This window comes from Ruegeria sp., assembly GCF_040830605.1.
GTDB lineage: Bacteria > Pseudomonadota > Alphaproteobacteria > Rhodobacterales > Rhodobacteraceae > Ruegeria.
Map to the genome: position 1 here is coordinate 64,332 of NZ_JBFOMD010000011.1, position 24,385 is coordinate 88,716.

General features: G+C 61.5%; 23 protein-coding genes and 1 tRNA gene. 11 read left to right on the forward strand and 13 right to left on the reverse strand.

The annotated features are described in order from the left end of the window. The first annotated feature begins 202 nt into the window (after positions 1–202). Positions 203–1,870, forward strand: a complete 1,668-nt coding sequence (locus tag AB3N21_RS16550) for an ABC transporter permease (RefSeq protein WP_367936258.1) — start codon at positions 203–205, stop codon at positions 1,868–1,870. 81 nt (positions 1,871–1,951) lie between these two features. Here the strand turns inward: AB3N21_RS16550 and AB3N21_RS16555 are convergent, their stop codons facing one another. The 9 genes from AB3N21_RS16555 to AB3N21_RS16595 all read right to left on the reverse strand — a co-directional run bounded on the left by AB3N21_RS16555 (position 1,952) and on the right by AB3N21_RS16595 (position 8,731). Further along, the gene (locus AB3N21_RS16555; RefSeq protein WP_367936259.1) at positions 1,952–2,377 is read right to left on the reverse strand and encodes a hypothetical protein; all 426 of its coding nucleotides are present in this window, start codon (positions 2,375–2,377) and stop codon (positions 1,952–1,954) included. A 175-nt stretch (positions 2,378–2,552) separates the two neighbouring features. After that, positions 2,553–2,996, reverse strand: a complete 444-nt coding sequence (locus tag AB3N21_RS16560) for a DMT family transporter (RefSeq protein ID WP_367936260.1) — start codon at positions 2,994–2,996, stop codon at positions 2,553–2,555. Continuing rightward, positions 2,993–3,508, reverse strand: coding sequence for an N-acetyltransferase family protein (locus AB3N21_RS16565; RefSeq protein WP_367936261.1), 516 nt, complete (start codon positions 3,506–3,508; stop codon positions 2,993–2,995). Before AB3N21_RS16565 ends, AB3N21_RS16560 begins: the two co-directional genes overlap by 4 nt. Further along, entirely contained in the window at positions 3,505–4,059 is a 555-nt protein-coding gene (locus AB3N21_RS16570; protein ID WP_367936262.1) for a helix-turn-helix domain-containing protein, read from the reverse strand. Before AB3N21_RS16570 ends, AB3N21_RS16565 begins: the two co-directional genes overlap by 4 nt. A gap of 120 nt (positions 4,060–4,179) precedes the next feature. Then, positions 4,180–5,196 carry a Fe(3+) ABC transporter substrate-binding protein gene (locus AB3N21_RS16575; protein WP_367936263.1) on the reverse strand — a complete coding sequence of 339 codons (1,017 nt, stop codon included), beginning with the start codon at positions 5,194–5,196 and terminating at the stop codon, positions 4,180–4,182. Between the two features lie 120 nt (positions 5,197–5,316). Beyond that, positions 5,317–6,924 carry an arylsulfatase gene (locus AB3N21_RS16580; protein ID WP_367936264.1) on the reverse strand — a complete coding sequence of 536 codons (1,608 nt, stop codon included), beginning with the start codon at positions 6,922–6,924 and terminating at the stop codon, positions 5,317–5,319. Between the two features lie 37 nt (positions 6,925–6,961). Further along, entirely contained in the window at positions 6,962–8,122 is a 1,161-nt protein-coding gene (locus tag AB3N21_RS16585) for an exo-alpha-sialidase (protein WP_367936265.1), read from the reverse strand. Positions 8,123–8,440: 318 nt separating this feature from the next. Continuing rightward, positions 8,441–8,566: a type B 50S ribosomal protein L36 gene (gene ykgO, locus AB3N21_RS16590; RefSeq protein WP_005648635.1), complete on the reverse strand. Its 126-nt coding sequence runs from the start codon at positions 8,564–8,566 to the stop codon at positions 8,441–8,443. A 90-nt stretch (positions 8,567–8,656) separates the two neighbouring features. Beyond that, positions 8,657–8,731 (reverse strand) — tRNA-Val (locus AB3N21_RS16595). Positions 8,732–8,879: 148 nt separating this feature from the next. Between AB3N21_RS16595 and AB3N21_RS16600 the strand changes: the two genes are divergently transcribed. After that, on the forward strand, positions 8,880–9,740 hold the full coding sequence (locus AB3N21_RS16600; RefSeq protein WP_171177668.1) for an N-formylglutamate amidohydrolase: 861 nt from the start codon (positions 8,880–8,882) through the stop codon (positions 9,738–9,740). Between the two features lie 23 nt (positions 9,741–9,763). On the opposite strand, the gene AB3N21_RS16605 is transcribed toward AB3N21_RS16600, so the two are convergent. After that, a complete protein-coding gene (locus AB3N21_RS16605) occupies positions 9,764–11,017 on the reverse strand; it encodes a DNA polymerase IV (protein ID WP_367936266.1) in 1,254 nt (417 codons plus the stop codon). Between the two features lie 94 nt (positions 11,018–11,111). On the opposite strand from AB3N21_RS16605, the gene AB3N21_RS16610 reads away from it, so the two are divergent. Further along, positions 11,112–11,531, forward strand: coding sequence for an NUDIX hydrolase (locus tag AB3N21_RS16610; protein WP_367936267.1), 420 nt, complete (start codon positions 11,112–11,114; stop codon positions 11,529–11,531). 552 nt (positions 11,532–12,083) lie between these two features. Here the strand turns inward: AB3N21_RS16610 and pyrF are convergent. Continuing rightward, positions 12,084–12,788 (reverse strand): orotidine-5'-phosphate decarboxylase, encoded by a 705-nt coding sequence (pyrF, locus tag AB3N21_RS16615; RefSeq protein WP_367936268.1) that lies wholly within the window; start codon positions 12,786–12,788, stop codon positions 12,084–12,086. Positions 12,789–12,917: 129 nt separating this feature from the next. Between pyrF and AB3N21_RS16620 the strand changes: the two genes are divergently transcribed. Further along, the gene (locus AB3N21_RS16620; protein ID WP_367936269.1) at positions 12,918–13,229 is read left to right on the forward strand and encodes a hypothetical protein; all 312 of its coding nucleotides are present in this window, start codon (positions 12,918–12,920) and stop codon (positions 13,227–13,229) included. Between the two features lie 126 nt (positions 13,230–13,355). Next, positions 13,356–15,974 carry an ATP-dependent chaperone ClpB gene (clpB, locus tag AB3N21_RS16625; protein WP_367936270.1) on the forward strand — a complete coding sequence of 873 codons (2,619 nt, stop codon included), beginning with the start codon at positions 13,356–13,358 and terminating at the stop codon, positions 15,972–15,974. Positions 15,975–16,610: 636 nt separating this feature from the next. On the opposite strand, the gene AB3N21_RS16630 is transcribed toward clpB, so the two are convergent. Together AB3N21_RS16630 and AB3N21_RS16635 are read right to left on the reverse strand one after the other, a co-directional pair. Beyond that, positions 16,611–16,859: a hypothetical protein gene (locus tag AB3N21_RS16630; protein ID WP_367936271.1), complete on the reverse strand. Its 249-nt coding sequence runs from the start codon at positions 16,857–16,859 to the stop codon at positions 16,611–16,613. 177 nt (positions 16,860–17,036) lie between these two features. Then, entirely contained in the window at positions 17,037–18,089 is a 1,053-nt protein-coding gene (locus AB3N21_RS16635) for a LacI family DNA-binding transcriptional regulator (RefSeq protein ID WP_367936272.1), read from the reverse strand. A 191-nt stretch (positions 18,090–18,280) separates the two neighbouring features. Here AB3N21_RS16635 and AB3N21_RS16640 point away from each other — a divergent pair, with 191 nt between their 5' ends. From AB3N21_RS16640 to AB3N21_RS16665, 6 genes are all read left to right on the forward strand, one after another. After that, positions 18,281–19,510 (forward strand): ABC transporter substrate-binding protein, encoded by a 1,230-nt coding sequence (locus AB3N21_RS16640; protein WP_367936273.1) that lies wholly within the window; start codon positions 18,281–18,283, stop codon positions 19,508–19,510. A gap of 71 nt (positions 19,511–19,581) precedes the next feature. After that, on the forward strand, positions 19,582–20,475 hold the full coding sequence (locus AB3N21_RS16645; RefSeq protein WP_367936274.1) for a carbohydrate ABC transporter permease: 894 nt from the start codon (positions 19,582–19,584) through the stop codon (positions 20,473–20,475). Next, positions 20,468–21,370 carry a carbohydrate ABC transporter permease gene (locus AB3N21_RS16650; protein ID WP_367936275.1) on the forward strand — a complete coding sequence of 301 codons (903 nt, stop codon included), beginning with the start codon at positions 20,468–20,470 and terminating at the stop codon, positions 21,368–21,370. Before AB3N21_RS16645 ends, AB3N21_RS16650 begins: the two co-directional genes overlap by 8 nt. A gap of 5 nt (positions 21,371–21,375) precedes the next feature. Then, the gene (locus AB3N21_RS16655; protein WP_367936276.1) at positions 21,376–22,452 is read left to right on the forward strand and encodes an ABC transporter ATP-binding protein; all 1,077 of its coding nucleotides are present in this window, start codon (positions 21,376–21,378) and stop codon (positions 22,450–22,452) included. Positions 22,453–22,481: 29 nt separating this feature from the next. Further along, positions 22,482–23,225, forward strand: coding sequence for a sugar phosphate isomerase/epimerase family protein (locus AB3N21_RS16660; RefSeq protein WP_367936277.1), 744 nt, complete (start codon positions 22,482–22,484; stop codon positions 23,223–23,225). Between the two features lie 9 nt (positions 23,226–23,234). After that, on the forward strand, positions 23,235–24,350 hold the full coding sequence (locus AB3N21_RS16665) for a Gfo/Idh/MocA family protein (RefSeq protein ID WP_367936278.1): 1,116 nt from the start codon (positions 23,235–23,237) through the stop codon (positions 24,348–24,350). The last annotated feature ends 35 nt before the right edge of the window (positions 24,351–24,385 follow it).

Genomic DNA, 24,385 nt, shown 5'->3' on the forward strand with positions numbered 1-24,385 from the left:
ATCCGTAGCGCACCGATGAAAACCGGCTAAGCGACCGTCCGGGGCATCCTGCAATCTAAAGATCCGTGCACGCCCTCGGCCCGACCCCGGCCGCGCTGCGGCGGCATTTTGGCTCTGGCCATGCGATTATCCGGCGTGGGCACTGGTATTTCCGACCAATCTGGTCGAATAAGAGGCAAAGGCAATCCCGCAACCGACCCGCATGGCCGATATCGAATACTCAGAACAGGGCTCACGCCACCGCAACGCGCTCGGCACTCGGGTGCTGGGGGGGATCGCCTTTGCTGTGGCGGCGGCCTGCCTGTTGCCGATGTTGGCGGTGGCGCTGGCGGCGATCACCGGCGGGACGGATACGATCTCGCATCTGATCGGAACGGTGCTGCCCGGCTATGCGCTGACCACGCTGCTGCTGGTGGGTCTGGTGGCCTGCGGCACCTTCTGTCTGGGCGTCGGCGCGGCCTGGCTGGTGACCATGACCCGCTTTCCCGGCGTCCGTTTCATGGAGATCGCGCTGGTCTTGCCGCTGGCCTTTCCCGCCTATGTACTGGCCTATGCCTACACCTTCGTGCTGGATCATCCGGGCATCGTGCAATCCACGCTGCGGCAGGTGACCGGCTGGGGCCCACGCGACTACTGGTTCCCCGAGATCCGCTCGACCGAGGGCGCCGCGATCATGCTGATCCTCGTGCTCTACCCTTACGTCTATCTGCTGGCCCGCGCCGCCTTCCTGCAGCAAAGCGCCACCGCCTTTCTTGCAGCCCGCGCGCTGGGGTCGAGCCCGTGGTCGGCCTTCTGGAAGGTCTCGCTGCCGATGGCACGCCCGGCGATTGCGGGCGGTGTGCTGCTGGCGGTGATGGAGACCATCGCCGATTTCGGAACCGTCGCCTATTTCGGCGTCCAGACCTTTGCCACCGGCATCTATACCAGCTGGTTCTCGATGGCCGACCGGGCGGCGGCGGCGCAGCTGGCGCTGTGCCTGCTCAGCTTCGCGCTGCTGCTTGCAGTGATCGAGCGCACCCAGCGCGGCAAGGCGAAATACTACCAGTCGGGCAAGCGCCACGCGGCGATGCCCGCTTCGCACCTCCACGGCTGGCAGGCGGTCGCGGCGTTCATCCTGTGCGCCATTCCGGTGGTGCTGGGCTTTCTGCTGCCGGTGGTGATCCTGGTGCAAATGGGGATGGATTCGGAGCAAAACCTGCTGTCGAAGCGCTATGTCGGCTTCATCCGCAACTCGCTGACACTGGCCGGAACCGCCGCCTTCGTCACCGTCTGCGCCGCGATCTGCGTGGGGTTCTTCCAGCGCCTGAAACCGGGCCGCAACTCGGCCGCGGCGGCTTATCTGGCGCGGCTCGGCTATGCGGTGCCCGGCGGCGTCATCGCCGTGGGCCTGATCGTGCCCTTCGCCGCCTTCGACAACGCGCTGGATGCATGGATGCGGGCCACGTTCGACATCTCCACCGGGCTTTTGCTTACCGGTTCGATCTGGCTGCTGGTCGCGGCATACATGGTGCGGTTTCTGGCGGCGGCGCTGGGCGCCTATGAAGGCGGGCAGAGCATGGTGCATTCAAACATGGACGCCGCTGCCCGCTCGCTGGGCCAGACCCCGTTCGGCACCCTTCGCCGGGTACATCTGCCGATCCTGACGCCCTCGCTGCTGACCGCGCTGCTGATCGTGTTTGTCGACGTGATGAAGGAACTGCCCGCGACGCTGATCATGCGCCCCTTCAACTTCGACACGCTGGCGGTGCAGGCCTACCGGCTGGCCTCGGACGAGAGGCTCGAAGGGGCGGCGGTGCCCTCGCTGGTCATCGTTGCCGTGGGGCTGCTGCCGGTGATCCTGATCTGTCGTCAGGTCGGGCGCAACCGTTAGGTAAAGGCGACCCCAGATCCATCTATAGCATGGTAAGACGCGATCTCTGGGCAGGTTGGTTCGCGTTGAAACTTGGGGAGCTTAAACATGCGCCCCTCTCTTGCCCGGGCCTATGATCGCCCTGACGATCAACGCCACAACTGCGCCCAGGAACATGAAAGGTAAACAGTATTGGAGGATATCCAGCCACGTGGCTGTGGAATAATGCCAGTTATAGAGGTCGCCGGCATCGCCACCGGAGCTTTGCGGAACAATCAAGCGGCGTGGAGACAACAACAAACCATAAACGCCGCCAATCAATGCCGAAATCAAAGCACCCCAAACCACTGCTCTCAACCAGGATAGCGGCTTTCGCATAACACAATAAAGAACCGGTGCCGCAACGATCCAGCAAAAGGCAAATGCGATTGGTAGACCGCACAACATGATCAGAAAGAACAAGCGGGGAGCCGCAAAAGCAAACGGGCCGGCAAAACTCAGGCATCCCAGAAAAGCAGCAATGTTCACCGCACGCGCCCGCTCCCGGGTGGTGTATGCGCGCGTTGTACTTCTGTCCGTTCCAGGGTCCGGCATTTCGCATTCCAAGTGGGTTGGGCATCAGGTCCAAGAAGACGAATATTCATAGGATAACTGTTCGTAAAGACACCAAAAATGACTATCGATGCGCTTGTATCTCGTTGTTTTAACGCCAGACCACCAACACCGACCCGGCGCCCACCATTGCCAGCCCGGCCAGATTGGCTGCCGAGAACTCCCGCGCCGCCATCCCAAACGCTCCCGCCCGGTCATAGGCATAGCTTGCCGCAAGCTGCCCCAGGATCACGCAGACCATGTACGAGGCTACACCCAACCGCGGCACGGCGAGGATCGAGACCAGCACCACATAGACCCCGATCAACCCGCCAGCCCACACCCATAAAGGCACCGCTGCCATCTCCGCACGCCGGGGAAACGGGCCGCCAACGGCAGTGAGTAGCGCCAAAAGCGCCGCCGCGCCCACGGCAAAGGCCAGCGTCGCCGCCTGCACCGGGCCGCCCAGCATCCCGGCCATGCGGGTATAGATCGGTCCCTGTGCCGCGATCAGCGCGCCGCCCGCGATCACGGCCAGGATCAGAACCCCCGTCATGCCAGCACCTTGTAGAGATAGGTGGTCGGTTCATAGACCTCCTCGAGCGGGTTGCGGCAATAGTTCGGAATCTCTCCCGCCACCTCATATCCCAGCCCCTGATACAGCGCCTGCGAGGGGTCACCGCTGCGCGTATCCAGCACCAGCAGCGTCTTGCCCAGTTCTCGCGCCCGTGCCTCGAGCGCCTGCATCAGGGCCCGGCCCAGCCCCTGCCGCCGTGCCTCGGGATGCACCAGAAGCTTGGCCACATCTGCGCGGTGCGGCTGGTTCGGCATCGCCGCCATGGCCAGATGCACGGTTCCCACGACCTGGGCCCCGTCGCAGGCGGCAAACAGTTCCACCCCGCGTCCCACGGACGGAAACACCCGGTCGGCCCAATAGGCCCGCGCCTCGGACACCGGGAAGGGCAGGATGAACCCCACGCTGGCCCCCGCCTGCACGCAGTCCCGCAACAGGCCGGTCAGATCCTCCAGCGCCTTCGGCAGCGCCGCGCGCTCCAGCCGCCGGATCATATCAGCACCAGCATGTACCGCGCCCCGCGCGCCGGAGCGGTGACGAACTCGGTCGTGCCCGACAGGTGATAGCGCAGGCAGTCGCCGCCGCTCAGCGCATGGGGCACGCCGTCCACGGTCAGGGTCAGCGCCCCGTCGAGCATGATCAGATGATGCTCCTGCCCCGGTTTCGGCGGCGCGTCATAGGCGATCCGCGTACCCGGCGGCAGGTGGCATTCCAGTACCTCACCGCTCAGTCCGCCGGCAGGCGGCGACACCGAACGGCGGGTATAGCCGGTCTCGGGGTCGGTCCACTCGGTCTGCCGCTCGTAGGGCACCTTGGGCGCGAATGTCTCCTCGACCATCATCAGCAGCCGCGACATCGGCAGGCCATAGGCGGCACACAAACGACCCAGGCTTTCGGCAGTCGGGCTCACCTCGCCCTTTTCCATCCGCGACAGGGTCGCCCGGCTCAGCCCGCTCTGCGCGGCAAGCTGATCCAGCGACCAGCCACGCCCCTGCCGCAGCTCCTTCAGGCGTAGCGACAGGCGGTGGGAGAGATCATCCAGCATATCTCATATCCGAAACAGATTCTCGTATCCGGAAATGCTGCGCTGAACTGGAATGGAAAGTAAATAGAAAAGGGCACAGAGAATCCCTCTGCGCCCCAGAACGCCCGATTTTCAGGCAGATTACTTCCAGCCGACCTCGTTAAAGATCTTCTGCGCTTCGGGGATGTTCTTGGCGACGTCGGACAGGTTCACCTCGTCCGCCTTGAACTCACCCAGCGCCGAGACGTTCTCGGCCAGTGGCACCCCGGCGACGGCGGGGTATTCGTCGTTGCCGTTCGAGAAATAGACCTGCGCCTGTTCACCGGCGAGGTATTCCAGGAACTTGACCGCGTTTTCCTTGTTCGGCGCATGCGCCGCCACACCGGCCCCCGACAGGTTCATATGCGCGCCCTCGGCCTCCTGCGAGGGGAACTGCACCGACACCGAGTCGATCGCGTCCGACAGGCCCTTCACGTCCTTGCGCAGCGCCCGGGCGTAGTAATACGAGTTCGACACCGAAATCTCGCACTCGCCCGACACGATGCCGCGCAGTTGGTCAGTGTCGCCGCCCTGCGGCTCGCGCGCCATGTTGTCGACCACGCCGGCGGCCCAGTCCTTGGCGGCTTCGGCGCCGTGATGGGTGATGATCGAGGCCAGCAGCGTCTGGTTGTAAGTGTTGGTCGACGAGCGGATGCAGACCAGACCTTTGTATTCGGGCTTGGCCAGATCCAGATAGGTCGCCGGCGGGTTGGCCACGTCGTTCTTGTCGTAAAAGATGATGCGCGCGCGCTGCGAGAAGCCGAACCACTGATTGTCGGCATCTTGTAGGTTGGCAGGGATGCGCTCGTCCAGCGTCGCGCTGTCGATGGCTTGCAGGATGCCCGCCTCCTTGGCGCGCGCCAGGCGCGAGGTGTCCACGGTCAGCAGCACGTCAGCGGGTGAGTTGGCGCCCTCGGCCTCCATCCGCGCGATCAGCTCGTCGGCCTTGCCCTCGATGCGGTTGATGGTGATGCCGGTAGCCTCTTCGAAATCGGTATAAAGGCGCTCATCAGTGTCGTAGTGGCGCGACGAATAGAGGTTCAGCTCGCCGTCGGCGGCGGCTGATGTTGCGATCAGCGCCGTCAGCGCGGCGGCGATGCAGGTGGAAGATTTCAGCATGGCGTGTCCCAGTATCTCTTGTGCAACGGGCAATAACCCGACTGATTTGCTCAATGATACGATTCCACGCTGGATGCAAGGATTTCCGACAGAATTACTCGGACAAAATCGTCGCAAGCGTCACCCTTCGGCGCTGTCCATCTCCCAGGCCGCCAGCAATCGCGGCAGGGCGGTGTTCCAATCCATCACGCCGGTCTTGTCCGCCCAGTCCTGATAGTGCCGGATCAGATCGCGCGTGCGGTCCTGCTCGCCATGGATCAGATCGTGCAACTCGGTCCGGTCCGCCTCGATATCATAAAGCTCCCAGTCCTTGCCATGCAGGCGCACCAGCTTGAACTGGCCCAGACGGATCGCCGCGTTGCCCTCATGCTCGAAAAAGATCGGCTGTTCGCGCTCCCACGCCTGACCGCGCAGCAGGGGCACAAGGCTTTCACCCTGACAGGGCTGGATCGCGTGCCCGCCCAGCTCACTCAGATACCCGGCGCCGGTCACCTCCAGGATCGTCGGCAGGAGGTCGACGACATGACAGGCCGCATGCACCGGCGCCTGCTGGGCAAAGCCCCGGGGCCAGTGCGCGATCAGCGGGGTCGAGATCCCGCCCTCGTGCACATAGTGCTTGAACAGCCGGAACGGCGCGTTCGAGACATTGGCCCACGGCTTGTCATAGCTCTGATAGGTCAGCGCATCGCCGGGCATGACATCGGGGCGGTTGCCCATGGCGATCCGGCGTCCGTCATGGGTGGTGTCGGGAAAGAACTTGGCCCAACCATCCTCGGCCATGAATTCTGCACAGCCGCCATTGTCGCTGAGAAACAGGATCAGGGTATCCTCGAACTGCCCCAGCCGTTTCAGCGCGGCAATCAGCGTGCCGATGGACTGATCCATCCGGCCCACCATGGCGGCATAGGTCGCCATCTTGCGCGCTTCCCAGTCGCGGTTGGTTTCCGCCGCCCAGGGCTGCACGTCCGTGTCGCGCGGGCTGATCTGCCAATTGGTCTGAAACAGCCCCATCGCATTCATCGTCTCGTGCCGGGCTGTGCGCGTCGCATCCCAGCCCTTGTCGTACACACCGTCATAGCGGGCGATGTCCTCGGGATGGGCGTGCAGCGGCCAATGCGGGGCGGTATGCGCGAGATACAGGAAGAACGGCTGCTCCATCGCCACCGATTCCTCGATCATCCCGATGGCTTTGTCGGTGATCGCATCCGTGAAATAGAAGTCTTCGGGGTAAGTATCGACGCGGGCATCGTCCTCAAGCATGTAATGCGGCGAGAAGAAGTGAGTGACCCCGTCCACGATGCCGTAGAACCGGTCAAACCCGCGCTGGCGCGGGGTGGGGTGGTCGATATCGCCGACCCGCCAGCTGTCGACCTCGCGCGCTATGAAGTCACCGCCCACATGCCACTTGCCGGACATGCAGGTTCGATAACCCGCCGCGCGCAGATGCTCGGCAATGGTGGCGGCGTCATTGCGCAGGAACCCCTGATAGGCGGGCGTGCCCAGATCTGCGCCCATATGCCCGATCCCCGCATTGTGCGGGTAAAGCCCGGTCAGCAGCGAGGCGCGCGTCGGACAGCAGCGGGCGCAGTTATACATCGCGGTCAGCAGCGCGCCGTCCCGCGCCAGCGCGTCGATATTGGGGGTTCTGATCTCGGACCCGGTGCAGCCGAGATCGGCAAATCCCATATCGTCGGCAAGGATCAGGATGACATTGGGTGTTCGGGTCATGCGGGCTCCTGCCGATGGGAATTGAGAGCGCCGGGTCCTACGCCCGGTCCAGCACCTCGACCGCCAGAATGGTCGGCAGATGCCGGGCCACCTCGTCCCAGCTTGCGCCCTCATCGGTGCTGGCAAAGACCGAGCCGCTGTTGGTGCCGAAATAGATCCCCGCCGGATCGCGGGTATCGCCCGCCATCGCCTGCCGCAGCACGGTGAAGAAACAGCCCTCCTGCGGCAGCCCCTGCCGGTGGTCCTGCCAGCTCTGCCCGCCGTCGCAGGACCGCCACACCGCCGCCGCCGCATCCGGCGGATAGCGCCCGATGCTGTCGCCGTTCAGGGGCAGCGTCCAGATCATGTTGGGATCGCGGGGGTGGACATGGATCGGAAATCCGAAGGTCGAGGGCAGGCCTTGGGTGATATCCTCCCAACTGCGGCCCCCGTCGCCCGAGCGCCAGACGCCGTGGTGGTTCTGCTGATAGAGCAGATCCGCCGACCCGTTCGCCCGCATCATGTTGTGCACGCAATGCCCGGTCTCACCGTCCCGCGGTGCCGCCGGATGGTCGTGATGCCCGCAGGCATCGGCGTTCGAGAGCCGGTTGCGCCGCTCCCAGGTTTCGCCACCATCCTCCGAGGCAAAGACCCCGGCGGCCGAGATGCCGACCCACAGCTTTTGCGCATCGGCGGGATCGGACAGGATGGTGTGCAGGACCAGCCCCGCGCCGCCGGGGTTCCAGCTGTCCGCCGAAGGATGGTTGGTCAGTCCGTCCAATGTCTCCCACGTGCGCCCGCCATCGCGGCTGGCCAGCAGCCGGGCGGGTTTGGTTCCGGCCAGCAGCGTCCCATGCGCATAGCGCAGCGACCAGATCTGCGAGAACCGGTCGTCAAAGGGCAGCGGGTCATCGGTCCATCCGATCATCTCGGCAAAGCCCGGGTCGTTCGCGGCCCACTCGTCCTGCTCTCCCTTGGTCAGCCGGGTGACCTCCCAGCTCTCGCCACCTTCGTCCGAGCGCCAGACCCCCGCGCCATGCCAGTCGCTGCCACCCCCGGCCCACAGCGTGCCGGTCTCGGTGTCGCCGATCACATGGTTGATCGACCAGCCATCGCAATAGGGGCCTTTGACCGTCCAGCCGGACCGGTCCGCCCCTCCATTCACGATGAACGTGCCCTTGGTGGTGCCCACAAGAACCTTGATGTCCGATCCCGACATGTCATCCCCGCTCCGTTGTTCTGGCCAAAGGATAACACGTGACCGGAAATGACGCATCTTCGCCGCCCTGGCCCGGAATAAAGGCACGCAGTGCTGCCGGGCCGCGCCCTCCCTCCCGCATGGGAGGGCGCACTGGCGACGCCGCGCATCGTCCAGCCGTCGTCCGAGGCTTTAGAGATAAACCGCTGACCACATGCCGCGTGAGCGCCCACCCGAGGGAGGGCGCGTCCCTCCGTTGGGCGCAATCCCCGCGAGCACCAAAACAAAAAAACCGCGCCCGAAGGCGCGGCTTTTCGTACATCTCGGTATGCGAGCTTCTCAGCCCTGACGAGCTTTGAACTTGCGCTGCGTCTTGTTGATCACATAGACGCGGCCTTTGCGACGCACGACCCGGCAGTCACGGTGCCGGTTCTTCAGCGAGCGGAGCGAGTTCTTGACCTTCATGGCCTGTCTCCTGTTCCTTCGGCGCGGGCCAGCGCCTTCGTGTTGCGGGTGCCCCGGTGACCTCTTGCAAGGGCCGGAACAGTGAATTCATGGTGGGCGGTACAAGGATCGAACTTGTGACCCCTTCGATGTCAACGAAGTGCTCTACCGCTGAGCTAACCGCCCATGAAACCTTTGCGTGCCCTGCCCCATAACGAAATGGGGCGCGGAACTCCGCGCCGGTGGAGGGGTCTATAAAAGGAGTCGCGGCGGGGATCAAGGGCTTTGGAAGAACTATTTTCCGGTCTATGTTTCTTCCCGACAAGGAGTGACCATGCAGAACGCAGCCTACCATCTCAGCGCCCCGGCAGACCGCAGCTCCTGCGTGGTTTTTTCCTCGCCTCATAGCGGTCGCGACTATCCGCAGGACTTCCTGCGGCGCTCTGTTCTGGACCGACACGCGATTCGGTCGTCCGAGGATGCCTTTGTCGATCTGCTCTTCGAACCGGCGGCCGAGTTCGGCGCGCCGCTGCTCAAGGCGGCGGTCCCGCGCGCCTATCTCGACCTCAACCGCAGTGTCGAGGAGCTGGACCCGGCGCTGGTGCAGGGCGCGCGCAAGCACGGGCACAATCCACGGGTGGCCTCGGGGCTGGGGGTGATACCACGGGTGGTGGCGAACGGGCGCGCGATCTACAGCGGCAAACTGCCGATGTCCGAGGCGCAGCGCCGGATCAACGCCTACTGGCGGCCCTATCACGCGCGGCTGCAATCGCTTCTGACCGAGTCGTTCGATGCGTTCGGGCAAGCCATCGTGATCGACTGCCACTCGATGCCGCATGAGGCGGTCGCCGGTCTCGCCCGTGGCAAGACATCCTGCCCCGAGATCGTGCTGGGCGACCGCTTCGGTGCCGCGGCCAGTGCGGATGTCGTGGACCGGATCGAGGCCGCTTTTGCCGCCGCCGGGTTCAACGTCACCCGCAACACGCCCTTTGCCGGTGCCTATGTGACCCAGACCTATGGCCGCCCGTCCCGGCATCAGCACGCGGTGCAGGTCGAGATTGACCGCTCGCTTTACATCGACGAAGAGCGCATCCTGCCCAATGCCAATTTCAACACCTTCCGGACCGCATTGCGCAGCGTGATCGAAGAGATTGCGGGGATCGGGCGGGACGAGGTTCCGCTGGCCGCCGAATAACCGCTCCCGCCGGGTTTTGGCCGCTACCGCAGCGCCCGTCCTTTCAGTATCGCATCCGTTCCGAACCGCTTGCGGATCTCGTCCGTGGCCCGCTCGGCGCCCGTCCGCTGCGTGGCGCCGGGGTCCAGCAGATCGCCCGAGACATCCGCCTGCTCGGCATCGCACAGATCCGACAGGCCGCAGCCCAGCAACCGGTACGGCCCCTGATTGCCCACCTGATCGAACAGCCCCCGCGCGGTCCGATAGATCCGGTCCGCCATCTGCGTCGGATCGCGCAGCGACACCCGCCGGGTGAGGATCTTGTGGTTGGCCTTCTTCAGCTTCAGCGTCACCACCCGCCCGGCCAGATCCTTGGCCTTGGCCCGGTCCGAGACCTTCTCGGCCATCCGCCACAAATGCCCGTCCAGCACATCCGTATTGGCGGTGTCCTCGAAAAACGTGGTCTCGTTGCTGATCGACTTCATCGGCTCATGCGCCGACACTTTCCGTCGGTCCTGTCCCCGCGCCAGATGCCACAGCCGATAGCCCATCGAGCCGAACCGCGCGGTCAGCGCCTCCTGCTCCCAGCGCAGGAGGTCGGAGAAGGTGCGGATACCAGCGCGCTCCAGCGACTCCTGCGCCGCCGGGCCAATGCCCCAGATCAGCCGCACCGGCTTGTCATGCAGGAACTCAGCGGTCTCGGCCTTGCCAATCACCGAAAACCCGCGCGGCTTGTCCAGATCCGAGGCTACCTTGGCCAGGAACTTGTTGTGGGACAGGCCAATCGAGCCGGTCAGCCCTAACTCATCCTTCATCCGCCTGACCAGCCGCGCCAGCATCACAGCAGGCGGCGCACCATGCAGCCGCTGAGTGCCGGACAGATCCATGAACGCCTCATCCAGCGACAGCGGCTCCACCACCGGCGTCAGCTCATCCATCATCGCCCGGATCTGTTTCGAGATCGCCGCATAGACCGACATGCGCGGCTTGATCACCACCGCATCGGGGCACAGCGCCAGCGCCTTGAACATCGGCATCGCCGAACGCACGCCCCGGATGCGCGCCACGTAACACGCGGTCGACACCACGCCCCGCTTGCCGCCCCCGATGATCACTGGCTTGCCCGCAAGCTCCGGATTGTCGCGCTTTTCCACCGAGGCATAAAAGGCGTCGCAATCCATATGCGCGATGGTCAGATCGAACAGCTCGGGATGCAGCGTGACCCTCGGGCTGCCGCAGTCGGGACAGCGCCGTGCATCGTCAAAACAGGTCAGGCAGTCGCGACACAGGCCGGGCATCAACTCTTTTACGCGCATGAGGTTTCGTTTCGGGGTATAAGCGGCCCATATCTAACCCGAGTCGCGGCATCGTTCAAAGGCAAGGCAGTCCTTCATGGAGTTTTCAGGCGCGAAAATCGCCCTTTTCATGGGCCCCGATCTGCTGGTGATCCGCCGGGACGACAACCCCGACATTCCCTATCCCGATCACTGGGATTTCCCCGGTGGCGGGCGTGAGGATGGCGAGACGCCGCTTGACTGTGCCCTGCGCGAGACCCTCGAAGAGGTCGGGCTGAGCCTCAGTGCCGACGATATCGCCTGGAGCAACGCCTATCACCGCCCGCGCGGCGACGTGTGGTTCTTCGTGGCTCACCTGCCGCCGGAAACGGTGGACCGGGTCCGCTTCGGTTCCGAAGGGCAGGGCTGGCGCCTGATGCCGCCCGAGGAATATGCCGATCACCCCAAGGCGGTGCCGCATTTCGCCGATCAGATCCGGCGCTATCTGATCCTGCGCCGCCAGACCGCATCGGCCTGACCGGCGCGCGGCTCCGGATAAATCACTGTCTTCTCAGAAAATCCCCCCGCAAAGTGGGCGGGGGGGAGGTAACGAACCACAGGAAGAGACGGTTCGTTGGGGAGTGTCTCAGGTTTAGAATCGCTCAAAACCGCCCTTGGTGGTAGTCCGGATTTCCTGCACCCCAAAACCTGCCTGTATCATGTGCTTTTGCGGGCACAGGGGAATAAGAGCGCAAAGGGCCGCGCTCGACCTTGGGAGGGCGCAGCCCGAGTTGGTCGCCTGGCCATCATTAGAGGTGGCGTAGCCATCCATGCCCAAGCCCGGAATCAAGGCACGCAGTGCCGCCGGGCAGCGGTCGCCCTTGTTGCGCCATTGGTTCGAGCGACAATGGCGACACCGCCCCTATGGGCGGGCGCTATGTTGACGTTTGTGGTGCATTCGGAGGTCAGATATGGCGGTACCATAAAGAGAAAACCACGAAAGTCAGGAGCGCGCACCCGCGGTCGGGCGCCGCCCTCTGTTCGGCAATATCGTCAACTGCGGCGGTTTCGGTTCGCCCGTTGGCCGGCCTCAATGCACCTGCAGCGACCCCATCTCCTCCAGGATCGCCGCCACCGCCGCCTTCGGATCGGCGGCCTGATAGACCGGACGTCCCACCACGATGTGATCGGCCCCGTCGCCGATCGCACGGGCCGGGGTTGCCACCCGTTTCTGGTCACCCGCCGCAGCCCCCGCCGGGCGCACACCAGGGGTGACGATCAGACGGCCCTCCGCCTCGGGTAAGGCACGGATCAAAGCGGCCTCTTGCGGGCTGGCGATAACGCCATCCGCCCCGGCCTCGAACGCCCGGGCGGCCCGCTCCAGCACCAGCTCCTGCACATCGCCCGGCTTGATCTGCCCCGCATCCAGATCGGCGCGGTTCAGCGAGGTCAGGACGGTCACCGCAAGGATCTTCAGATCCTTGCCCGCTGCACCCTCCTTGGCCGCCCGCACCACGTGCGGATCGCCATGCACGGTCAAGAAATCCAGATCGAACTGCGCCAGCCCGCGCACCGCGTTCTCCACCGTGTTGCTGATGTCAAAGAGCTTCATGTCCAGAAAGATGCGCTTGCCGTGATCCTGCTTCAGCTCATTGGCTAGCGCCAGCCCGCCGCCCGTCAGCATCCCCAGCCCGATCTTGTAGAACGACACGCTGTCCCCCAGCTTTTCGGCCATCGCCAGCCCCTGCAGGGCGTTGGGCACGTCAAGGGCGACAATCAGGCGGTCATCGGACATTCGGCGGGCTCCTTTATGACAAACGCTTGCGTCCTAGCGGGTTTGGCGCGATCTGTCCATGCGTGGCGCGCGGTGATTTGTGTTATGGTGCCCGCGCTTGAGACACTTGTTCAATACGGGGGACAGAACATGAGAAAGCTGGCTTTGCTTGGAGTGCTCATGGCCATAGGGGCCTGTGACGAGGCCCCGGAATGGGAAAGAGGGGCCGCACCGGACCCGACAAATGACGATCTGAAATTTGTGCGCGGCTACCGGGCCGGGGATGACTGGTGCCAGCTGACCGGCGAAACCGCCTTTACCGCAGAATTTCTGGATCACACTGCCGATCTGGTTTCCTGCCCGACCGGCAGCATCGCCGCGCAAACTCTGGTCGAGGCATACGGCGCGCAGCAAGTGGCCGAGACGGGCGGTTACACGGTCTATACGATACCGCAAATATAGGGCTGGTTTCTGTGCCTTAGCCTCTTGAACCGTCAAAGATATCTCCCAGATTGAATGCGAGGCCCAGACCGACGCGTGCCGCCAAGCGGGCGCAGAGACCTTGGGCGCTTGGAAAAGGAGAGAAAGATGGACTTGTCGAAGTTCACCGAGCGGGCACGAGGCTTCGTGCAGGCCGCCCAGACGATTGCACTGCGCGAAGGGCACCAGAGACTGGCGCCCGAACATATTCTCAAAGCACTGATGGATGACGACCAGGGGCTGGCAAGCAACCTGATCACCCGTGCCGGCGGCGCGCCCAACCGCGTGGTCGAGGCGCTGGATGTGGCGCTGTCCAAGATCCCGCAAGTCAGCGGCGATGCCGGTCAGGTCTATTTGGACGGCCAGACTGCAAAGGTGCTGGATGAGGCTGAAAAGATCGCCAAGAAGGCAGGCGACAGCTTTGTCCCGGTCGAGCGGGTGCTGATGGCGCTCTGCATGGTGAAATCCAAGGCCAAGGAGGCGCTGGACGCAGGCGCCATCACCGCACAGAAACTCAACGAAGCGATCAACGACATCCGCAAGGGCCGCACCGCCGATACCGCGTCTGCGGAAGAGGGCTATGACGCACTCAAGAAATACGCGCGCGACCTGACCGAGGCGGCGGCCGAAGGCAAGATCGACCCGATCATCGGGCGCGATGAGGAAATCCGCCGCTCGATGCAGGTGCTCAGCCGCCGCACCAAGAACAACCCGGTCCTGATCGGGGAACCCGGCGTTGGTAAAACCGCGATTGCCGAGGGCATGGCCCTGCGCATCATCAACGGTGATGTGCCCGAATCCTTGCGCGACAAGAAACTGCTCGCGCTCGATATGGGCGCGCTGATCGCCGGTGCCAAATACCGCGGCGAGTTCGAAGAGCGTCTCAAGGCTGTCCTGACCGAGGTTACCGAGGCCGCAGGCGAAATCATCCTGTTCATCGACGAGATGCACACGCTGGTCGGCGCCGGTAAATCCGACGGCGCGATGGACGCTGCCAACCTGATCAAACCGGCGCTGGCGCGCGGGGAACTGCACTGCATCGGCGCCACCACGCTGGATGAATACCGTAAATACGTGGAAAAGGACGCGGCTCTGGCCCGCCGGTTCCAGCCGGTTATGGTCACCGAACCCACGGTCGAGGACACCATCTCGATCCTGCGCGGCATCAAGGAGAAATACGAGCTTCACCATGGTGTCCGCGTCTCGGATTCCGCGCTGGTCTCGGCGGCGACGCTTTCGCATCGCTACATCACCGACCGCTTCCTGCCCGACAAGGCCATCGACCTCGTGGACGAAGCCGCCTCGCGCCTGCGCATGGAGGTGGATTCGAAACCCGAAGAGCTCGACCAGCTCGACCGCCAGATTCTGCAGATGCAGATCGAGGAAGAGGCGTTGAAGCTCGAAGACGACGCCGCCTCGAAGGACCGGCTGGAGACCCTGCAAAAGGATCTGGCCGAGCTGCAGGAACGCTCCGCCGAGATGACCGCCCAGTGGCAGGCCGAACGCGACAAGCTGAACGCGGCGCAGTCGCTCAAGGAACAGCTCGACAAGGCCCGCGCCGAACTGGACATCGCCAAGCGTGAGGGCAACCTGGCCAAGGCTGGGGAACTCTCCTACGGCGTCATCCCGGGGCTGGAAAAACAGCTACAAGAGGCCGAAAGCCGCGAAGAGGGCGGCATGATGGCCGAGGAAACCGTGCGCCCGGAACAGATTGCCAGCGTGGTCGAACGCTGGACGGGTATTCCGACCTCGAAAATGCTCGAAGGCGAGCGCGAGAAACTCCTGCGCATGGAGGATCAGCTGCACACCCGCGTGATCGGCCAGAACACCGCCGTCACCGCCGTCGCAAATGCCGTGCGCCGGGCGCGTGCGGGCCTGAATGATGAGAACCGCCCGTTGGGTTCGTTCCTCTTCCTCGGGCCGACCGGCGTCGGCAAGACGGAACTGACCAAGGCCGTGGCCGAGTTCCTGTTCGACGACGAACACGCGATGGTCCGCATCGACATGTCCGAGTTCATGGAGAAACACGCCGTCGCCCGCCTGATCGGTGCCCCTCCGGGCTATGTCGGCTATGACGAGGGCGGTGTCCTGACCGAGGCCGTCCGCCGCCGCCCCTATCAGGTGGTGCTGTTCGACGAGGTGGAAAAGGCGCATCCGGACGTGTTCAACGTGCTGCTGCAGGTGCTCGATGACGGGATGCTGACCGACGGTCAGGGCCGCACGGTGGACTTCAAGCAGACGCTGATCGTCCTGACCTCGAACCTCGGGGCGCAGGCGCTCAGCCAACTGCCCGAAGGCGCCGATGCCTCGGACGCGCGGCGCGACGTAATGGATGCGGTGCGGGCGCATTTCCGCCCCGAATTCCTCAACCGTCTGGACGAGACCATCATCTTCGACCGGCTCGCCCGCGCCGATATGGACGGCATCGTCGACATCCAGCTCGCCCGCCTGCGCAAGCGTCTGGCCGGCCGCAAGATCACGCTGGAACTGGACGACGGCGCCCGCAAATGGCTGGCCGACGAAGGCTATGACCCGGTTTTTGGCGCCCGCCCGCTCAAGCGAGTGATCCAGCGCGCGCTGCAGAACCCGCTGGCGGAACTGCTGCTGGCCGGAGACGTCAAGGATGGCGAAACCGTCCCGGTGTCCTCCGGCAGCGACGGCCTGATCATCGGAGACCGCCTCGGCACCTCCGACCGCCCCCGCCCGGACGACGCGGTGATCCACTGACCAAGGGGCGGGGCCACACCCCGCCGCACAACAAGAAGGCCCTCCGGGACCGGCGGGCCTTTTTCGTGTGGACAATGCTGATTCTGAGCCCACAGCGATCAATATGGCACTCCGACTGAATATCCGCTCTGTTGTATCTCATAATTCATGCAACTTGCGACGTGACCAGAAAACAAGAAAGTCAAAATGTGGGTGCGTTGGAATAATTAGGCGCAAGTTTAAGGCCGATTTGACATGTTAAAAGCGATGGTTATCGCTGTGACTGATTACCAGCTCGCAAGTCCGATCGGTAATGCCACAAGTGATCTAATTAAGAAGATCAGTGAATGGGGAGTTTTCAGCCGTGGATTATTTCATTTTTTATCAACGGATTAGGAATAGTCATTTTTACCCGGTTTAAATCATCCGGTGTCGGCAAAAATCGCTGCGGCGGGCATTGGACCGACTTCACCGTGAGCAGTCATCAAGACGAGTGTGGTGGCTTGGGCGCCCGCGCCCAGCGAAAACACTCTGAGGTCTGCGTTCTCGACTGGCTCACTGACCCCGGGCCAAGTCGTGTGTTTGTATTGGGCCACATCGAACACGGTTGTATCTCCTGCCGGGGATAGGGCGCATTCGCGCCCCTGCCTGCTGTCTTTAGAAGCACTCGGGAACCCAAGCGTCGATGCGGGCGTTCTGCTCGGCAGTCACGCCCAACGCTTTCTGGTGGTCGGCATCGTTGAACAGCTTGTGCGTCGCCTCGTACTTCTCACCCTTATTCGACTTGGTGAAGGCCCGGAAGGCATCCGCCACATCGGTGAGGTCCAGAAGCTCCTTGTAGAGGGCATCAAGCTGCCAGCACTTGAGCCGCTTGAAACGGTCGTCGTGGAAGGCGTCCAGGCTCATATCCCAAAGAGAGAGATCAAGCTATATGACACCGGCAAGTTCGCCAATCGGTATCAGAATGATCATGCTGGCGTCGAGGCGATCGTCATTGCGGCACGTCAGCCTGATATGCCTTTCGTTGAGCCGAAGACGGCAAAGCTTCAATCCACGCCCGCACTACCAATCGCAACGGACCACTTAAGTGGAGTTGGCCACGGGCGTCGAGCAACTATCTCTGCTGATCAGAGTTACGTCGATCGTTTTAATCTCGCACGCAGCGCTAAGCTCTCCATCGTTTTCAAGCCGTTTGAGCAGTTGACCCGCAGCTTGCTCTCCGAGGGCGCTACGGTCCTGGCGTATCGTGGTCAGGGACGGAAGGCTGAATGCCGCCAGTTCGATGTCGTCAAACCCAACAACCGACATGTCTTGAGGCACCGACAGACCCGCTGCGTTCAGACGTGCAATCAGGCCAAGCGCAACCATGTCGGAAGCACAAAAAACTGCTGTGGGGCGCTCCTTCATTCTCAAGATATCGTCACCCGACTTCCACCCTGATTGCACCGAAAAATCGCCGCGTATGATCCATTCATCTCTCAGCGGGAGGTCCAGCTTGCGACGGGCGTGCAGCATCCCTTCACGCCGTGCTGCCGTAAGGACGTTTCCGCGCGGCCCGGTGACGTGGGCAATCTTTCTATGGCCGAACTCATAAAGGTGCTCGACGGCCATTATCGCGCCCTTTCGATTGTTGCTTCGCACCGACGGGTAAGGGGCATCCTCGAGCCATTCGCAGGCAAAAACGATGCGGTTCTCCAGACCGTTCAAATGGAACTGTTCGAGATCGTCATTCGTGAGAGAGCCATCCAGGCAGACGACCCCGTCAACCCTTCCGTCAAGTAAATAGTCGACCACCTGGCGCCCCGGTGCTTCCTGCACGTTCGAGTCGCTGATCAGAACTGAGTACCCGCCATTGGAGAATGTCGCATTCAAGCTGGCAAGGATTTGCGAGAAGAACGGATTTCCAAGATTGGGTACAAGTACAAGGACGGCACCTGACCTCTTCCGGCGCAAGTTACGTGCAGCCTGATTGACTCGGTATCCGGTATGCCGAATGGCCTCGAGAACCAGGTCCCGCGTCTGCTCACTGACGACTTCCGGCGTACTGATCGTGCGGCTGACAGTTGCCGCCGACACGCCGGCCTGTCGCGCAACATCTTGTACTGTAACTGATTTTTCGGGTTCTCTTCTGGGCATGAAAGACCTTCTGGTTTTCCCATCAAGGGGCGCTTGACAGCTTTCCGCAAGACATGATTATCTATGTAATCGATTACATGCAAGGCGATTCGACCTCAAATGTAATCGATTACAGTGCCGCTCTTGCGTGAACCAGGCGGGAAAGGCCCAGGCTCAAGTTGAGAATTGGGCCCGATCAGGGAGGAGAGAAGATGAAAGCAATTCGGAAGACGTTGATAGCCACCGGTACACTTTGCGCTGCCACATCGGCTGTCGCAGCGGACTTGGAGGTCACTCATTGGTGGACGTCCGGAGGCGAGGCCGCGGCCGTCAGTGAACTGGCGAAAGCCTTCGATGACACGGAACACAATTGGGTCGACGGCGCTATCGCCGGGTCCGGAGGCACAGCCCGCCCGATCATCATCAGCCGCATTCTCGGTGGCGATCCGATGGGCGCAACGCAGCTAAATCATGGTCGCCAGGCGGAAGAGTTGATCGAGGCAGGCCTTCTCACGGACCTGACCGAATTGGCCGAACAGGAAGGCTGGAGAGACATCGTCAACCCGCCCTCGTTGCTTGATGCCTGCACCTATGAGGGTCGCATATACTGCGCGCCGGTCAACATCCACTCAGCCCAGTGGCTATGGCTTAGCCACAGCGCGTATGAACAAGCCGGTCTTGATGTGCCAGCAAATTGGGCGGAGTTTGTTACTGCGGCACCCAAACTGGAAGAAGCCGGTATAGTGCCATTGGCAATGGGCCAGCAAGGCTGGCAGCAAAACCTGGCCTTTGGCACGTTGCAGATTGCCATTGCCGGTGTTGACGCCTGGCGCAAGGTTCTGGTCGACAAGGATGCAGAGGTTGCAGCCGGGCCAGAATACGCAAAAGTGTTTCAGGCTGCCGCCGATGCGCGCGAACTAGCCCGTTCCTCCAACGTCCAGGACTGGAACCTGGCCACAAACATGGTCATTACCGGCAAAGCTGGCGGTCAGATCATGGGAGACTGGGCGCAGGGTGAATTCCAGATTGCCGGGCAGGTTGCCGGCGCCGACTATACCTGTCTTCCGGGGCTCGGCGTGAATGAAATTCTGGATACCGGTGGAGACGCTTTTTATTTCCCGGTTATCGAAGACGATGACATCAAAGCCGCGCAATTGGAACTGGCCTCGCTTATTGTGTCGCCCAAGGTTCAGGTCGCTTTCAACCTGAAGAAGGGATCGCTTCCGGTCCGTGGCGATATCGACCTCTCGACAGCGAACGACTGCATGCAAAAGGGTCTGCAAATTCTCGCCAAGGGGAACGTCCTTCCGTCAGGAGACATGAACCTAAGCGCGGATACACAGACCCAGATCGAAGATCTCATGGCCGAGTTCTGGACCTCAGACATGAGCGCAGAAGACGCTCAGGAGCGCTACGCAAGCATTGTTGCTTCGGCCGATTGATCACTCCTGACGCAGGTGCGCTGTACCGTTGGCGCACCTGCTCCGGAAAACTCGTGTTCAGGGAGGGTGAAATGGAGTCGGCCCGGAAGCCTCTTTCCGTATTCAAAAACTTAAGCGCCAAAATCGCATCGGTTCCGATGATCCTGACGGCTCTGGTCGTCTTTGTCGGCGGAACCGCCTGGACGGTTCTGCATTCCTTTACAGGCTCCCGACTGCTGCCCAAGCTCAATTTCGTTGGCTTCGACCAATACGAGCGGCTTTGGTCCACCCGGCGATGGCTTGTTTCCATCGAAAATCTCGCGATCTATGGGGTTTGCTCTCTGATCCTGACACTGTCCATTGGCTTCTTCCTGGCTGCACTTCTGGATCGCAAGATCCGTGGGGAGGCGGTGTTCCGGACGATTTTTCTCTATCCCTTTGCTTTGTCCTTCGTGGTCACGGGGTTGGCTTGGCAATGGATCCTGAACCCTGACTTCGGCATCCAGAACACGGTGCGCAGCCTTGGATGGCAAAGCTTCACATTCGACCCGCTAAACAATCCGGACATCGTGATTTTTGGCATCCTGATTGCCGGTCTCTGGCAAGGGACCGGACTGATCATGGTGATAATGCTCGCGGGTCTGCGTGGAATCGACGAGGACATTTGGAAGGCAACGCGAGTTGACGGCATTCCCACCTGGAAGACTTATATCCGCGTAATCATCCCCATGATGCGCCCGGTGTTCATCACCGCGCTCGTGTTGATCGCCTCGGGCATCATCAAGCTCTATGACCTCGTGGTTGCACAAACCAACGGCGGCCCAGGCATCGCCTCGGAGGTGCCTGCGAAATACGTGATCAACTACATGTTTCGGGCGCAGAATCTCGGGCAAGGTTTTGCGGCCTCCACCATGATGCTGGTTTCGGTCATCATCATCCTCGTGCCCTGGGCGTATCTCGAGTTCGGGGGAAAGAAACGTGACTGACGTCCAGCTCTCGTTTGACGGTCCCAGAGGGCCAAAGCCGCGCCGTCGTTTGAGTCCGGCAAACATCATGCTTTATGGCACTTTGCTTGTGGTATCGCTCTACTATTTGCTGCCGCTGTACGTGATGGTCGTGACCTCGCTTAAAGGCATGCCAGAGATCCGGCTTGGCAACATTTTCAGCCCGCCGGTGGAGGTCACGCTTGAGCCCTGGGTCAAGGCCTGGGCCGAAGCATGTACCGGGATCAATTGCGACGGGCTATCGCGTGGCTTCTGGAACTCGGTCCAGATCCTCATACCCTCGGTGATACTGTCCATAGCGGTGGCATCGGTGAACGGCTACGCGCTGGCAAACTGGAAATTCCGCGGCTCCGAACTGTTTTTCACCATCCTCATCATCGGGGCATTCATCCCCTATCAAACCATGCTTTACCCGTTGGTGATCATCCTCCGCGAGATCGGCCTTATGGGCAAACTCGGTGGGCTGGTGCTGGTTCATACAGTCTTTGGCATGCCGATCCTGACACTTCTGTTCCGCAACTATTTTGCTGCAATTCCGGAGGAGCTGTTCAAAGCTGCACGCATTGATGGAGCCGGTTTCTGGGGCATCTACTTTCGCATCATGCTGCCGATGTCACTGCCGATCTTCGTCGTTGCGATCATCCTGCAGGTCACCGGCATCTGGAACGACTTTCTCTTTGGTGTGATCTACACAAAGCCAGACACTTACCCGATGACCGTGCAGCTGAACAACATCGTCAACTCGGTTCAGGGTATCAAGGAATACAACGTCAACATGGCCGCAACCCTGCTTACGGGGCTGGTGCCGCTGATCATCTATTTCGTTTCCGGAAAACTGTTTGTGCGCGGCATTGCTGCTGGCGCCGTGAAAGGTTGATCACAATGGACACAAATATCGCCATCAAGAACCTCGACCTTAGCTTTGGTGCGATCAACGTTCTTCAGGATCTCAATCTGGACGTCGCCAAGGGTGAGTTTCTGGTGCTGCTGGGCTCTTCTGGCTGCGGCAAATCCACCCTGCTGAACTGCATCGCCGGTTTGTTGGATGTCACGGACGGCCAGATTCACATTGGAGGACGCAACGTGACCTGGGAAGAGCCATCTAACCGCGGCATCGGCATGGTCTTCCAGTCCTATGCGCTCTATCCGCAGATGACCGTCGAAGGTAATCTGAGCTTCGGGCTAAAAAACGCGGGGGTGTCACGAGAGCAGATCACCGATAAGGTAGCGCAAGCGGCCAAGACACTTCAGATCGAACCTTTACTCAAGCGCAAACCGCGCGCCTTGTCTGGTGGCCAGCGCCAACGCGTCGCCATTGGTCGGGCCCTGGTACGGGATGTCGAGGTGTTTCTGTTTGACGAACCGCTTTCCAATCTGGACGCCAAGCTGCGCGCCGAGCTTCGGGTCGAGATCAAGCAATTGCACCAGACGCTTGGCAATACCATGATCTATGTGACTCACGACCAGATCGAGGCGATGACACTTGCGGATCGGATCGCGATCATGAAGGGCGGCAAGATCCTTCAGCTCGATACCCCGAACCAGATCTATAACCGCCCGGCGAACAAGTATGTTGCCGAATTCATAGGCTCACCCACCATGAATTTCTTTGACGGCACGTTGTCGGGAACGGCATTTTCGTGCCCGCAGGGTGATTTCTCGGTCGAAGGCTACGAGTTTGCTGCAACTCCGTCAGCTGGTGCCACCCTGCTTGGTATTCGTCCCGAACATATTCTGACCGGTGATCAGGCCGCGAGCGCTCAGGTGCGGCTGCTGGCAACCGTAGACCTGGTCGAGCCACTTGGTTCCGACACATTGGTGCGGTGCGACGTTGCGGGTCAGTCGGTCTGGGCGCGTCTGGACGGACAAACACCGATCGAACCGGGCGCTGACCTGCCCCTCGGTTTCAACGCCAATCTCGTCAACCTGTTCTCCAAGACCAGTGAAAACCGGCTTTGAAACGTCTTGGACCCGGAAAGGAATCCAAAATGAGCGTCTCTTATCAGCTCTACTCGTCACGAAATTTTACGCCCTGGTCCAACGTGATAGAGACTCTGGCTACGCTTGGTTACAAGCAAGTCGAGGGTTTTGGTGCGGTCTACGATGACCCGGTAAGGTTCCGCCAGTTGCTGGATGAGAACGGGCTGTCCATGCCCTCGGGGCATTTCAGCATCGAGGCGCTGGAAGACGATTTCGACGCCACGGTGGCTCAGGCAAGGCTGCTTGGAGTGCAGAAGATCTTTGCGCCTTACCTAGGAGAAGAGGATCGGGCGTGTGACACGGCAGGCTGGACCGATTTCGCATCCAGATTGTCGGCCATCGGACACAAGCTCAGAAATGCAGGTTTTGGTTTCGGCTGGCACAACCACGACTTTGAGTTCAGACCATTAGAGGATGGCGGCATCCCGATGCGGATCCTTCTTGAGGCCGATCCCGCGCTGGAATGGGAAGCTGACATCGCTTGGGTCATCCGCGGTGGTGCAGACCCGTTTGAATGGATCGAAACATACGGCCACCGGATCACCGCCGCACATGTCAAGGACATAGCACCCGATGGCCTGAATGCTGACGAAGATGGCTGGTCCGATCTCGGCCGTGGAATTGTGGACTGGGCCGGGCTGACCGCAAGTCTGCGCAGCAAGGGGGTCACTCTCTTCATCATGGAGCACGACAACCCGTCAGATGACGCGCGCTTTGCCCGGAATTCCATCGAAACCTTCAAAAGCTTCTGAGGAGACACCATGAACAAGCTGGGTATCGGCGTGATGGGCTGCGGCAATATCTCGGCGGCATACATGCGCCTTGCGCCGCTCTTCAAAGGGATCGAGATACGTGCCTGCGCTGACGTAAATGCGAAGGCCGCCCAAACCAGGGCCAGGGAATTCGGCCTCCGCGCGCAGAGCGTTGAAGATCTGTTGGCTGCCGACGATATTGACATCGTTGTGAACCTGACGGTTCCTTCCGCCCATTTCGAGGTGTCGAAACAGGCACTGAAGGCCGGAAAGCACGTCTATTCGGAAAAGCCATATGTACTGAGCCTTCAGGAAGGGCTGGATCTGACCGCAATCGCAAAGGAACAAGGACTGCGCATCGGCTCGGCACCGGATACGTTTCTGGGCGGCGCTCATCAATTGGCCCGTAAGTTGATCGATGATGGGGCAGTGGGCAAAGTGACATCCGGCACGTGTTTTGTGCAAAGCGCCGGCATGGAAATGTGGCACCCCAATCCTGACTTCTTCTTCAAGCCGGGCGGAGGTCCGGTCCTTGATCTGGGGCCGTATTACATCTCGAACCTTGTACAGCTCTTGGGACCCGTTCGTCGGGTGGCGGCCACGACGTCTGCCGCAACCGAGTATCGCACCATCACATCCAAACCGCGGCGCGGAGAGAAGATAAAGGTGGAAACGCCGACCACCGTACACGCCCTTCTGTCATTCGAAACCGGCGCGCAGATCTTATACGGCACGTCCTGGGACGTGCAGCACCACGGGCACTCCAACATGGAACTCTACGGTACCGAAGGTACGCTTTATGTGCCGGATCCGAATTTTTTCGGGGGAGAGGTGAAAGCCACCTCCGGCGGGAAGTTCGCTAAGGTTCCGAAGTGGGATCACCCGTTTGCACGGGTCAACGAAGGAGCAAACGCCAATTACCGTGTCGCTGGTCTGGCCGACATGGCCAGCGCCATAATCGAAGAGCAAACACACCGCTGCAACAGTGCATTTGCGTTGCATGTGGTCGAGGTGATGACCGCTATCCTTCGCTCCGGCGAAGAGGGGGCATTTATCGACATAACGACGCGATGCGATCGGCCGGCGCCGCTTTCTCCCGCAGAGGCAAGAGAGTTGCTGCAATGAAGGACGGGTATCGCCGCAACCGGAAAATCTAAAGG